Source organism: Vibrio sp. 2130-1, from assembly GCF_033339515.1.
Genome location: NZ_JAWOUT010000002.1, coordinates 23,295 through 36,921 on the forward strand (window position 1 = coordinate 23,295; position 13,627 = coordinate 36,921).

Consider the following 13,627-nt stretch of genomic DNA (forward strand, 5'->3'; position numbering starts at 1 on the left):
CAAGGGGATGAGCTGGCCTTATTAATCATATGTAGACATGGCCGACAAAAAACAAGGGCGACTTAACAAAAAGTCGCCCTTATACAGTTGATTGCACTAATTAATGCTCTTAATTATAAAGTATTTATAACTTAAATCGGTGGACCAATTCATTTTGCTGATGAGCCAAGTGGGTCAGTGATTCACTGGTTTGTGCGATACTCGACATGGCATGGAAACTTTCATCGGCGATGCTGTTGATATCTTCGATGCTGCGAGCAATGTCTGTTGATGTTTCACTTTGCTCTGCTGCTGCTTGTGAAATGTGCGTACTCATTTGGCTGATTTCGATGATTAGCGCCTGGATCTCTTCCATTGAGCTGTTCGCTTTTGACGCTTGCTCAACCGACATCTCCATATCGCTCATACAGCTTTGTATGACTTGGTTTGCCGATTGTGAGCTAGATTGCAGATTACAGATCATAGATTCAATTTCAGTGGTTGATTGAGTCGTTCTTGATGCGAGTACTCGTACTTCATCTGCCACTACCGCGAAGCCGCGACCTTGTTCACCAGCGCGAGCCGCTTCAATTGCCGCGTTCAATGCCAGTAGGTTGGTTTGCTCCGCAATGTTGCGGATCACATCAAGGATAGATCCAATTTGACCACTCATCTTTTGTAGCTCAGAAACTGCGGAAACCGATTCGTTCAAACGTGTTTCTAGTTGATTAATGGTTGAGATGTTACTGCTCATAACATTTCTGCCTTCTTCAGAGGCAGCTTCGACGCGTTGCACCATTTCTAGCGAGCCTTGCGCACTTTGCGCGACTTCTTGCACTGAATGAGACATTTCTGTCATCGCAGTAGCGACGTTTGCCGTTTGTTCGCGTTGAGAGCTCAATTTAATTTGTGCTTGCGAAGAGGTGCGTTCGTTGGTTGTCGCGGTTGACGATAGGTTTTCTGACGCTTCGTTGAGTTTCACCAAGATCTCGTGAAGGTTGTCGGCCAGTGAGTTAATGTGTCCACTCACACGGCTGAATTCGTTGTTATAGCGAATATCGATACGCTGTGTCATATCACCTTCAGTCAGGCCTTCTAACACTTTTAGAATACGAGTCAACGGTTCGCGAACGCTTTGTGCGATGTGGTAGCCAATCGCTGTCGCGAGTAAAACGACAATAACGCCAATGATGATGGCTTTCGTTACACCCGCTGAATATATGTCACCTGCATCTGCCAATGATTCATTGAGCTTATCTGTTGCGGTTGTCGTGAATTGCTCAAGAATCGCCATGGTTGAATCCACTTTATTTGCTAGGTTGGCGATATTGTTATACAAAGCGGCGCGAGCATTGAGGTAATTATTATGTTGGTCTAACACACCGCCACGCATACCAACGTCGCGAGTAAATTGCTCTACAGATTCGCCAAATGCTTTTTCTAGCTCAGGAAGTTGAGTCACCAACCCGCGGAATGCGTAATTCAAGTGCGTTACTGCTTTGCGGTTTTTAGCTACGGCTTGCGTAACAAACTCAGGGTTGGAACTGGCGAGGGCATCAGAGGTAATTACTTCGGCATCTTTTAACTTGATAAAGTAGCTCTTTGCCATGACTTTGACAGAAATGCTGGTTTGATCTGCCACATATTCTTTAAGACCAACCGAAAGTTCGGTATTCAGTTTTTGGAAGCGGCGTGAGGATTTTTGCACTTCTTCTTGAGCCGCGAACATTGCTTCGTAGTTGTCCATGGCCTCTAGAGCTTCTGTAAAATAGCTCTGCTCTAACGTTTTTAACTGTGAAAACGGTTCGGCAAGAGAAGGGTAGATTTGGCTTGCGGTTTTCAGTTGAGCCAATGTGGATTCGAAGCGTTGTTGAGATCTAGCAAATTCCTGACGCATTTCATCCATGCGTTGTTTATTCTCTGTCGTCAGGAAGTCTTTAAATGATTTGTCGGCAGAAAGCAGCTCAACACTGGTTTGATTAGATAACGATACCAACGGTAGGGATGATTTAGAAACCGTGCCAAATTTTCCGTGAATATCACTCATTCCTCCCATCATAATGGCAATTGTGACGGCAAATAGGATGATGATCAGTGCAAAGCCGGCATACATCCTTTTAATAACTGAACCTCGCATAAGTGAGCTTCCTCTCCCAAAAATAGACAAGCTACCCAAGCATTTTTGAGTTTACTTGGGTATAAAAATAATAATTGTCTTAAAAAAGTAACAAAATTCATTGGATTGTATTCAGTTTGTGACGCGCATTTTATGACGCACACGACAAAAAAAGCTTCGTTAATTAGCATTTGATTAATAATGTTAAGTGAACACTGTTTTTATTGAGCTCCGCTTTTGGTTGGCGCATACTAACTGGGGTCTAATTACGTTTATAAAATGGAGTCCTCATGGCGGAAGAAACGATCTTTAGTAAAATTATTCGCAAGGAAATCCCTGCCGATATCCTTTATCAAGATGATTTGGTGACTGCGTTTCGCGACATTAACCCTCGCACACCAAGCCATATTCTCATTATTCCGAATAAACTGATCCCAACAACGAATGATGTAGAAGCTGAAGATGAGGCAATGATGGGGCGTTTGTTCACTGTTGCTAGAAAGTTAGCTAAAGAAGAAGGTATTGCTGAAGACGGCTATCGCCTGATCGTTAATTGTAATCCACATGGTGGCCAAGAGGTTTACCATATTCACATGCACCTACTAGGCGGCCGCCCTCTAGGTCCAATGGTATTGAGCTAAGCTTTTAAAAGTGGGTGGTGATTCACCCACTTCTTTTTCCTGTCGAATGACACATTTGTGGAGATAAATGTGAAACTAGGTGTAAAGCTGTTAGGGCTGATGAGCTGGGCTTTAATGGCCTCTGGCTGCGCGAATTTATCTGCGGGCAATCTGTTTAGTCATTACAGCAACCAGAATCAAGAAGTTTATCAAGCCGTTGTTGCAGGGGAATATGCCAAAGCAAAACAACTTCAATCAAGTGAAGTGGGTGGCGAGATACTTGGCAATTTTGAAAAAGGTCGTATCTCTTTTCTTGCTGAAGATTACCCGACAAGTTTGAATGCGCTAGAAAGCAGCGATCGTGCCGTACGTGTTCAACAAGATCGAGCGACGATATCTGTGTCAGACACGGCAACGAGCGTCGGCTCTCTCGCAGTGAACGACAATCTCCAAGACTATCATCCCGCCGATTACGAACTTGGCTTTTTGCACCTGTATCTAGGACTAAATTACTTACAGAAAAACGATTTAGAAGGAGCACTAGTTGAAGTGCGTCGAGCTAATCAAGTTCAGGAAGCGGCAAGAAAGGCGCGTGAAAAAGAGCTAAAAGCAGCAGAGAAAGACCTTAACAAGCAAGGCATGTCTGCCAATTTAGGCAGTGTGTTAGCGAACTACCCTGATGCTGGTAAAAAACTAAGCGCGGTACAAAATGGTTATCTGTTCTATCTTTCTGGCTTGTTATATGAAGCGTCGCGAGACTTAAACAGTGCTTACGTTGATTACCGACGAGCACTCGCTGTAATGCCAGACAACAAGCAAGTTGTGGAAAGCACCTTATACGCTGCTAAGAAGCTGGGCATGCGTGAAGACTTGCGCATGCTAGAGAAGCGGTATGGTAAAGCACCTTCTGGATTAACTCAGTCACAAGGGCGAGTCATCGTTATTGATGAGCAGGGTGTTGTTGAGGCGATGAAAGGGTGGCGTATTGATTTACCGATTTACGACAGTCGCGATAATGGCGCGATTTATTCGTTGGCGCTTCCTTATTATCAGAACCGAGGTGCTCAACGTTTTAGCGATGTTGTTTTAAATGGTCAGGTATTGCCTTCCAGTACGCTGACTGATGTTAATGCGATGGCGCAAAACGATCTTAATGAACGTCTTACTACAATAGTGATCCGTCAAGCTCTTCGTGTTTGGGCAAAAGATCGAATCCGAAAAGAGGCGGCGAAAAAAGGCGATGATGTGGGCAACATACTTTTCAATGTATGGAACACATTGACCGAACAGCCAGATACAAGAAGTTGGCAAACATTGCCAGCGCAAGTGAAAACGGCTTCAAAAATCGTGAAACCGGGAACACAAAGTTTAAACTTGGGTGATCAAACCTATCAGTTTGAAGTGCCTGCACAGCAGACTACATTGGTATGGGTATCTCGTCAGGGAGCACACTCAACCGTGTGGCATAAACAGCTAGGGAGACTGTAATGAAAGCATGGCTTGTTTGTTTAGCAATGGCTATTGGTTTAGTTGGATGCGCCGAAAACACGGCTGGTATTCGAATTGATGGCCAAACGCAAAAAGTATTTTTTAATGATAACGTTTTAGGTAGTCGCTTATTAGTTGACAACATCACCACCACTTACGTTGATGATCGCCCACGAGGAGTCGTGCAGCTGAGTAGCAATTACAAAGGTGATCAGCACATTCTTTACCGATTTTATTGGTATGACAACAATGGTTTAGAAGTGAATACCAAACCTGGTCCGTGGCGAAAAATGATTGTGCGAGGATTTGAGCAAGTCACGTTATCTGAAGTTACTGTGAATCCAAATGGCACAAAATTCCGTGTGCAAATTAGAGAAGCACAAGACGATTAATCTTAACGGCTCTGCCGAAGCTGCCGCGCTAACGATGCGCTGGTATTGAAAAACTAAGGAACTCTCATGAAAAAAAGTATTATTGCTCTTTTAGGTCTTGCCGTCATTTTAGGTGGCTGTTCTAACAAAGTCTCTTACGGCGATGCGCAAGCAACAGAAACCACGACTATCGATTTTGGCTCAACAGATTTACAAAAAATCGCGGCTGAAATGGTGGATAGCATGATGATGTCGGGCTCTGTAGCAGCAATTACTCGTGACCAACGTCCTATCGTTTTTGTTGAGCGAATTAAGAACAAAACCAGTGAACATATTGACACTGAATCCATTACTGACACGATCTCTACTAAGATGTTGAACTCAGGTAAGTTCCGTTTTGTTGATATGGATCGTGTTGAGTCTGTGCGTGAACAACTTAACTTCCAAAATACGGATGAGCTTGTTAACCAAAGCACAGCGATCCAATTTGGTAAAATGGTTGGTGCTCAATACATGCTTTACGGCAACCTATCTAGCATTGTGAAAAATGCAGGTAGCGATAAAGATGTATACTACAAGATGACCATGCGCCTAATGGACCTAGAAACAGGTTTGATTGAGTGGGCGGATGAAACTGAAATTCGTAAAGCGCAATCTAAGAGCCTATTCGGTCTTTAATCGAACAGGGTGGAGAAGTCATCAATGGCATGGTTTTCTTGGCAACAAGCAAAACAGTTAGATCCGAGTCTTAAATCTCTCGATGGCTTCTTTACGGAGCCTCCGGTAAAAGTACAAACTGTTACCGGGGGGCTAACCAACCGCTGTTGGCGGTTGGAATCTTCTCAAGGCCTTGCATACATCTGGCGACCGACCAGTCATGTCTGCAAGGCTTTTTCAATTTCTCGTCACGGTGAATATCAAGTGCTGAATGCAGTCTCTTCATTGGAAATTGGCCCCAAGCCAGTTTTTATTCATGAGCAAGGGTTGCTGGTGGAATGGATAGAAGGAGAGGCACTGACGGAGTCAGGCTTAGCATTAAGCGATTTATTATCCATTGCGGCGAAGATTCATCAATATCCGATAAGCGCAATTCCTTTGGTTCCATTTTCATATATTTCTCGCATCGATCATTATTGGCTTGAGCTTGATGGTCAGTATGTGGGTACGGAGTTTGAGGCTTTGTACATGAAGTGGCGCACGGAACCGAACGTTGCACCTGTTCCGCTTGCCCTATGTCACTTCGATTTGGGGTGTTACAACCTAGTGCGAGGAGAGAGTGGGGTGAAAGTCATTGATTGGGAGTATGCCGGGATTGCTGACCCTAGGCTTGATTTGACCTTAACTATTCAGGTCGCGAATGCGCCTGTGGAAGAAGCGGTAAAGCAGTATTGCCAAATTCGAGGTATCGAAGATGTGTCTCTTTGGCTGAGAGGTGTACACGCTTGGCAACCAAGAACCTTGGTGATGGCGATGCTCTGGTATCTACTTGCCTATAAATTGTGGGGAGATGAACAATACTTAAACAGTGCGTATGAGTTGAAAGGCTCATTGTGTATGGAAGATCACTGTTTTGAGAACTCGTGATATTTTCCCCTTTAACAGTAAGGAAATAGTGGTAGTTTTAATAAAAGTACCAGATACACACAGGGAGAGGTACACATGATTATTTACTTACACGGCTTTGACAGTACAAGCCCGGGTAACCACGAAAAAGTTCTTCAACTGCAATTTATCGACGACGACGTTCGTTTTATCAATTACAGCACCCTTCACCCAAAGCACGACATGCAACACTTGTTAAAAGAAGTGTCTAAAGTTATCGATCAATCTGATGACCCAAACCCATTAATCTGCGGGGTTGGTTTAGGTGGTTACTGGTCTGAGCGAATTGGTTTTCTATGCGGTATCAAGCAAGTGATGTTCAACCCGAACTTGCACCCAGAAAAAACGATGGCTGGTCGAATCGATCGTCCAGAAGAGTACGAAGATATCGCAACAAAATGTGTTGATCAGTTCCGAGCGAAAAATCAAGCTCACTGCTTAGTGATTCTCTCTAAAGATGATGAAGTGCATGACAATTCGAAAACGGCAGCTGAGCTAGAAAAACACTATCAAATTATTTGGGATGAAACTCAGTCTCATAAGTTCAAAAAAATCTCTCATCATTTACAAGCGATAAAGGCATTTAAAAATACTTATTAATGTTGAGTGTAGACAGTAAAGCGGCGTTTTTATCGGCTGCTTTGCTGCGATTCCTTCTCTTGAGTATGCCGAGCCACTGTCTCTTTGAAAGGCACATTTTCTTGGTTTAACGCTTTGAATATTGTGTTCTCCTTACCGTTTTCTTACTTCCCTCCTATGTAGCACGAACACCTTGTTGTAGAGTAGTCGAAAAGTAGTCAATCCGTACTCGTTACACGGATTTTGGTTGCCTTCAAAGTTGGTCTCTATATAATGAACCGGACTAAAATAATTTGATAAATATCAAAAAAAATTGAGAGCGAGTAATAAACTTGCCCAAAAAATTCTGGCGTCGTATGCGTACCAGATAAACATGCCAAACCCTGACAAGTCATTGATAGATAAAGAATCAAGGTGAGTGGCAGTTTTTTAATCCAAGTAATTGAGACACCTCTAAGAACCAAGAATTCATCGGTTGGATGGATGCCACAAATATTTGTGAGTCATGCATCGAGCTGAACCCCATATATTCATTTTTGTAGAGGAAAATCATTGTGACACGCATTATCGTTGTAGGCGGCGGTGCAGGTGGTCTTGAGTTGGCAACTAAGCTTGGTCGAACTCTAGGTCGCAAAAACCGTGCGCAAATTACGCTAGTCGATCGAAAAGCGAGCCACTTGTGGAAGCCATTATTGCATGAGGTTGCTACAGGTTCTTTGGACGAAGGAGTAGATGCACTGAGCTATCGAGCTCATGCAAAAAACCACAGCTTCGACTTCCAAATGGGTAGCCTTCAAGACATCGACCGTGAACGTAAAGTGATCATCTTAAGTGAGCTTAAAGACGAACACGGTGAACTTCTTATGCCAAGCCGTGAGCTAGAATACGACATTCTAGTGATGGCGATTGGCTCGACATCAAACGACTTCAACACGCCTGGCGTTCGTGAAAACTGTATTTTCCTAGACAGCCCTGAGCAAGCACACCGTTTCCGTACAGAAATGAACAACGAGTTCCTAAAGCTGCACGCGAAAAACGGTAACGGTACGGTCGATATTGCGATTGTTGGTGCTGGTGCAACTGGCGTTGAACTATCAGCTGAGTTACATAATGCTGTTAAAGAGCTGCGCACTTATGGCTTCGGTGATCTTGATTCTAGCAAGTTGAACGTCAATCTGATTGAAGCAGGTGAGCGTATTTTACCAGCGTTACCTCCACGTATTTCTTCTGCTGCTCATCAAGAGTTGGTGAAGTTGGGCGTAAACGTGCGCACCGCCACTATGGTGACTAAAGCTGAAAAAGATGGCCTTACTACAAAAGATGGTGAGAAGATCCCAGCTCAAATCATGGTTTGGGCTGCGGGTATCAAAGCTCCAGACTTTATTAAAGATATCGCTGGCTTAGAAACGAACCGTATCAATCAGCTTGTAGTGAAAAACACACTACAGACAACACGAGATGATGACATCTTTGTTATTGGTGACTTAGCACAATGCACCCAGTCTGACGGTTCGTTCGTGCCGCCACGCGCTCAAGCTGCACACCAAATGGCAAGCCAGGCATTTAGTAACATCGTCGCGAAGATCAACGGGCGCGAGTTGAAAGACTACGTATATAAAGATCACGGTTCATTAGTGTCTCTAAGTCGCTTCTCAACCGTTGGTAGTCTGATGGGGAACCTAACTAAAGGGTCGATGATGGTAGAAGGCCGTATTGCTCGTGTCGTTTACATCTCATTGTATCGCATGCACCTAATGGCGTTGCACGGTGTATTCAAAACCGGTCTGATGATGCTCGTCGGCCGCATTAATCGCGTGCTGCGTCCAAACCTTAAGCTGCACTAAGGTTTTAAATCCACTCTGTGTGGATGTGTTGTATCTTAAAAAATGCAGAAGCCACCGCAAGTCGGTGGCTTTTTGTTTATGTTAGATCTGTCGGTAAAAGTGAGAACACAACGCCATCTTTAGGCTTACCCTGAAAAATAAACCGGTTTCTGGCGATGGCTTCTTTTTGTGCACCGACGGACTCAATTAAGGCTTGGCTAGCTTCGTTGTCGGGGTCACAAACAATCTCTAGTCGAGTTAAACTTAGCTTTGCGAAGCAGAATTCTGCTAAGGCTTTAACGGCTTCTTGGGCATAGCCTTGCCGTTGATAGCGGTCGGCAACCCAGTAACCAATACTCGCCATATTAAACGTATGATATAACTCATTAACCGCTGCCATTCCAACCAAAGTGTTACTTTGCCGCTCATAGATACCGAAACCAAAAGCCTCAGTTTTGACCCAGTTAAGACGGGTTGCCAACAGAAAGTCCTGCGCGGTTTTCAATGTGACGTTTTTATCACACCAATCAAGCCATTGGTGCAGCGAAGGGGATTCTGCAAGTAATCGTTGTAGTGAATGTGCTTCTTCAGCAGGGATGAGCTTGAGCGCTAAGCGGGGCGCAATGATTTCAAAGTCTGGACTCATGAACTAATACGACTTCCATGTTGAGTGTAAGTAAATTGAAAGCTGTCTATTTATACTTGAACGCAGCTATTTTCCTTGCTCTGCGTTGGTTAGGAATAATTGAGGTATAGCAGATAAAAACAAAGCGCAGCTTTGCTGCGCTTTGTCGAACCGCTCGTGCTTATCGAACCCGACGAACTTGAATGATCATACCCATCAACGGGTTATCTAGGTAATGAGTCTCGCTGCTACGCATACGACGTTTTTGATCCATTCGATAACTCTTCAGGAATTTCTCTTCGGTTACTGTCGGCGATATTTCTGCCAAGTTACCGACTTGGACGTTACCATCTACTTCACCTAAGTCATCCGCCAATTGCTCAGTTGAGGTTGGTTCAAAACGCACCTCTCTAACACTTGGTTCGCGCAGATCTAGTGTTGTTTCGGCGAAGAGGTAATGCTGTACGTATATTTGGAATCGACCATCTAGTTCATATAAAGGACCATTGACCGTCTCTTCACTGTAACCGTCGCTGGAAAATGTTTGATTGCTATTGCCATTGATTGGGCGGCCATCTGCTTGATAAGAATCAGAGAAATCTCGCCCGCCAACGATGCGGAAAATTGGGGCGCTAGATTTACCTCGGTCACCTTGACGCCAGGCTACGTGTTTAAGCACTTTAAAGCCGGCATGATTATTTAGTGCCGCTTCTTGCGCGTTGAGACGGAAAGAAGAACTTGGCAAAAGTGTCACGCCTTTAGAGCGGCGGTAGGATTCACTCTCTAGGCTACCGACATTTTCCATATCGATTTTTGGCAGTTGATTCGGCCAAGATTCTGTTGTGCTTTCAGCGTCGACTGCTCGCTTGAAAATGATCACTTCAATATCAAATTGGCGCTGTGCCCAAGAGGGCATTGAGACACATAGAAGCAATAACGGGATCAGTATTCTCATTCGACTATTAGCTCGTTGGTAATAAATTCTGTTTAAAATCATTCAGTAAGTCTTGAACAAACTGAATGCGTTTACGTCGGTCCACCAATGGTACGCTAAACTTGAACTTAGTTGGACCTTCCATTGCAAATTTTTGCGGCTGTGATTGCAGCAGTTTAACTAAATACGCTGGATTTATGTCAGCATCAGGGTAAAACTCGATAAATCCACCTTTATCATGGGCTTCTATCTTTTTCGCTTTTAAACTACCAGCCGAAATTTTCAATTCTGAGACGGCAAGTAAGTTCTTTGTTGCGTCTGGAAGCAGACCAAAGCGATCAATCAGTTCCACTTTTAGCTCTGATAGTTCATCACTGCTTGTGACACTCGCAATGCGTTTGTACATCGACAGTCGTGTGTTTACATCCGGAATGTAATCATCTGGTAAGAGCGCTGGGATTCGCATTTCCACTTCAGTTTGCTCACGAAGCAGCTCATCCAAAGATGGCTCCTTGCCTTCTTTTAATGCTTGCACTGCTTGTTCCAGCATTTCCATATAAAGTGTAAAACCAACGGATTGAATTTGCCCACTTTGCTCATCACCAAGCAGCTCACCAGCACCACGGATTTCTAAATCGTGGGTTGCTAACGTAAAGCCAGCACCTAAGTCTTCCAGTGAAGCAATCGCATCAAGACGCTTGATGGCATCTTTGGTCATGGCTTTTGGATGTGGCGTTAATAAGTAAGCATAGGCCTGATGGTGTGAACGTCCAACACGGCCACGCAATTGATGCAACTGCGCCAAGCCAAGATTGTCCGCACGATCCATGATTATGGTATTTGCCGTTGGTACGTCGATACCGGTTTCGATGATGGTTGTACACACCAACACATTAAAGCGCTGATGGTAGAAGTCATTCATGATTCGCTCAAGTTCGCGCTCGCGCATTTGACCATGAGCCACGGTAATGCGTGCCTCTGGGATGAGTTTCTGTAAGTCTTCTGCCGTTTTTTCAATGGTTTCAACCTGATTGTGCAGGAAGTAAACCTGACCACCACGCATAATTTCACGCAGTACCGCTTCACGGACCACTGGCTCTTCTTTTTGTCGAACAAAGGTTTTAATGGCTAAACGGCGTGCAGGAGGTGTAGCGATGATCGACAGGTCTCGCATGCCACTCATTGCCATATTCAGTGTGCGTGGAATTGGTGTTGCGGTGAGGGTAAGAATGTCCACATCCGCACGCATTGCTTTGACCTTTTCTTTTTGACGAACCCCGAAGCGGTGTTCCTCATCAACGATCAACAAACCTAAATCTTTGAATTTAATGTCGCTCGAAAGCAGCTTATGCGTACCAACGACAATATCGACTTTACCATCGGCAACGTCTTGCAAAATGACTTTTTGTTCTTTGGCAGATTTAAAACGAGACAGTACTTCAACTCGGATTGGTAAGTTGGCAAAACGGTCACGGAAGTTTTCGAAATGCTGCTGAGCAAGCAAGGTTGTTGGTACGAGTACGGCGACCTGTTTACTGTTATCCGTTGCGACAAATGCTGCGCGCATAGCGACTTCCGTTTTACCAAAGCCCACGTCACCACACACTAAGCGATCCATCGCTTTTGCTTGGCACATATCTGACAAGACAGCATTGATGGCCATCGCTTGGTCATCTGTTTCTTCAAACGGGAATGTTGCTTTAAATGTTGCGTATTGCCCACGATCTAGCTCAAATTTGAAGCCCGGTTTTAATTCTCGTTTTGCATACACATCCAGCAATTCTGCCGCGACATCACGCACTTTTTCTGCCGCTTTACGACGTGCTTTTGCCCACGCTTCACCACCTAATTTATGCAGTGGCGCACTCTCTTCAGCGCCGCCAGAATAACGGCTGATAAGATTCAGTGATGAAACTGGTACGTAGAGCTTGGCATCGTTTTGATACTCAAGGGTGACGTATTCCGTTTTCATGCCACCGGCTTCAAGTGTTTGTAAACCGATGTAGCGGCCAATACCGTGATCAATATGAACCACAGGTTGACCGGGTTTTAACTCCGCAAGGTGGCGAATAACGGTGTCACTGTTGACGGCTTTTTTATCTTTGCGGCGTCGCTGGATAACACGGTCACCGAGTAGATCACTTTCACAGATCAGAGCGAAGTTCAGCTCTTCGTGAATGAAACCATGCTCTGCTGCGCCTAAGATCAAGCTGAATCGATCACCCGAGTCTAGAGCTTGGTAAAGTGAGCCATGTACGACTGGCCGAACTTTGATGCCTTGCAACAGCTCCGTTAGTGCTTCACGACGACCTTCTGACTCTACCGAGAAAACGATTTTGCCGCTGAATTGCTCACTAAACTGACGAAGGCGCGAGAGCGGCTCTTTATTTTGTTGCTGAACGCCAAGCTCGGCTAACGATTGTACGGGTAGGTTTTGACGACCGGCACGCTTAACCACTTTATCTAGGCTCAATTGAGCGATAGGGAGCTGTTTTAGTTGACTGAAAAGTTCGTCTTTTTTCAACCAAAGCTGTTCAGGAGTCAAAAGAGGACGCAACGGATCAACTTTTTTCTGGTCGTATCGATATTCGACATCGGTTAAGAAAGTATCGACCGCAGATTCGATATCACCATATGTGATGACTTGAGAGTCTTCTGGCAAATATTCAAATAAAGTCTCGGTATGGTCAAAAAACAGCGGCTGCCAATACTCAATACCAGCGGGCCACGTGCCTTTGGTCACTTGCATGTAGATTGATTCAGGCTCGCGGCGTGCGTCGAACTGGGTGCGCCAACGTGTACGGAAATCTTCAATCGCTTCTTTAGTGGTTGGGAACTCATGTGCAGGCAGCAATTGGATTTGCTGAATATCGTCGATAGAGCGTTGGTTCTCTGGATCAAATGTGCGAATGGTATCTATTTCATCATCAAAGAAGTCGATGCGGTACGGGTCATTGCTGCCCATAGGAAAGAGATCCAGAATAGACCCACGACTTGCATATTCACCTGGCCCAAATACTTGATCTACATGGCGGTAGCCTGAATTTTCAAGTTGTACACGTAACTTCTCTAGCGAGATTCGATCACCAGTTTTCACCATTAAAGTGTGTTGCAACAAAAAATCACGTGGCGATTGGCGTTGCAATACTGTACTGACCGGGACGATGGTTATGCCATCACGTTGACTTGGCAGTTGGTATAGGCGTGCGATACGTTCAGAGATGATTTCTTGATGCGGAGAAAAGTTATCGTAAGGCAGCGTTTCCCAGTCGGGGAACAGGCTTACCGTTTGGTCGGTGAATTGCTCAATCTCTGCCTGAAGCTTTAAAGCAATTTGCGGGTCAGGCACAACGAGTAGCGAGTGACTCGAATGCTGTTTGGCTAGCTCTGCAATGGCTAGAGGTAGAGCTGCGCCCGGCAAATTACCTAGCTGTTTTTTGTCGCCACGCTCTGAAGGGTTGGTGACGGAAAGAATCGTTGCTTTTGTCAT

The 13,627-nt window shown here is 44.8% G+C and carries 11 protein-coding genes; 7 read left to right on the top strand and 4 right to left on the bottom strand.

Annotated features, from left to right (window positions below; genetic code table 11):
- Positions 1 to 124: 124 nt before the first annotated feature.
- Entirely contained in the window at positions 125 to 2,116 is a 1,992-nt protein-coding gene (locus R7Q09_RS02700; protein WP_318070485.1) for a methyl-accepting chemotaxis protein, read from the bottom strand.
- Between the two features lie 269 nt (positions 2,117 to 2,385).
- Between R7Q09_RS02700 and hinT the strand changes: the two genes are divergently transcribed.
- The 7 genes from hinT (at position 2,386) to R7Q09_RS02735 (ending at position 8,599) form a co-directional block, all read left to right on the top strand.
- Positions 2,386 to 2,736, top strand: a complete 351-nt coding sequence (gene hinT / locus R7Q09_RS02705; RefSeq protein WP_005378473.1) for a purine nucleoside phosphoramidase — start codon at positions 2,386 to 2,388, stop codon at positions 2,734 to 2,736.
- 69 nt (positions 2,737 to 2,805) lie between these two features.
- On the top strand, positions 2,806 to 4,203 hold the full coding sequence (locus R7Q09_RS02710; RefSeq protein WP_025766940.1) for a COG3014 family protein: 1,398 nt from the start codon (positions 2,806 to 2,808) through the stop codon (positions 4,201 to 4,203).
- Entirely contained in the window at positions 4,203 to 4,595 is a 393-nt protein-coding gene (locus R7Q09_RS02715) for a YcfL family protein (protein ID WP_005378469.1), read from the top strand. The genes R7Q09_RS02710 and R7Q09_RS02715 overlap by 1 nt, the downstream gene beginning before the upstream one ends.
- A 66-nt stretch (positions 4,596 to 4,661) precedes the next feature.
- Complete coding sequence (gene lpoB / locus R7Q09_RS02720) at positions 4,662 to 5,252, top strand: penicillin-binding protein activator LpoB (RefSeq protein WP_005378467.1); 591 nt, start codon at positions 4,662 to 4,664, stop codon at positions 5,250 to 5,252.
- Positions 5,253 to 5,276: 24 nt separating this feature from the next.
- The gene (thiK, locus tag R7Q09_RS02725; RefSeq protein WP_318070486.1) at positions 5,277 to 6,158 is read left to right on the top strand and encodes a thiamine kinase; all 882 of its coding nucleotides are present in this window, start codon (positions 5,277 to 5,279) and stop codon (positions 6,156 to 6,158) included.
- Between the two features lie 75 nt (positions 6,159 to 6,233).
- Positions 6,234 to 6,776 carry an alpha/beta hydrolase YcfP gene (gene ycfP, locus R7Q09_RS02730; RefSeq protein ID WP_005378464.1) on the top strand — a complete coding sequence of 181 codons (543 nt, stop codon included), beginning with the start codon at positions 6,234 to 6,236 and terminating at the stop codon, positions 6,774 to 6,776.
- 533 nt (positions 6,777 to 7,309) lie between these two features.
- Positions 7,310 to 8,599, top strand: coding sequence for an NAD(P)/FAD-dependent oxidoreductase (locus tag R7Q09_RS02735; RefSeq protein ID WP_005378463.1), 1,290 nt, complete (start codon positions 7,310 to 7,312; stop codon positions 8,597 to 8,599).
- 76 nt (positions 8,600 to 8,675) lie between these two features.
- Here the strand turns inward: R7Q09_RS02735 and R7Q09_RS02740 are convergent, their stop codons facing one another.
- The 3 genes from R7Q09_RS02740 to mfd form a co-directional block, all read right to left on the bottom strand.
- Positions 8,676 to 9,224 (bottom strand): GNAT family N-acetyltransferase, encoded by a 549-nt coding sequence (locus R7Q09_RS02740; RefSeq protein WP_005387823.1) that lies wholly within the window; start codon positions 9,222 to 9,224, stop codon positions 8,676 to 8,678.
- 160 nt (positions 9,225 to 9,384) lie between these two features.
- Positions 9,385 to 10,158 (bottom strand): peptidoglycan binding protein CsiV, encoded by a 774-nt coding sequence (locus tag R7Q09_RS02745; protein ID WP_005387825.1) that lies wholly within the window; start codon positions 10,156 to 10,158, stop codon positions 9,385 to 9,387.
- Between the two features lie 7 nt (positions 10,159 to 10,165).
- Positions 10,166 to 13,627 (bottom strand): transcription-repair coupling factor, encoded by a 3,462-nt coding sequence (mfd, locus tag R7Q09_RS02750; protein ID WP_132936528.1) that lies wholly within the window; start codon positions 13,625 to 13,627, stop codon positions 10,166 to 10,168.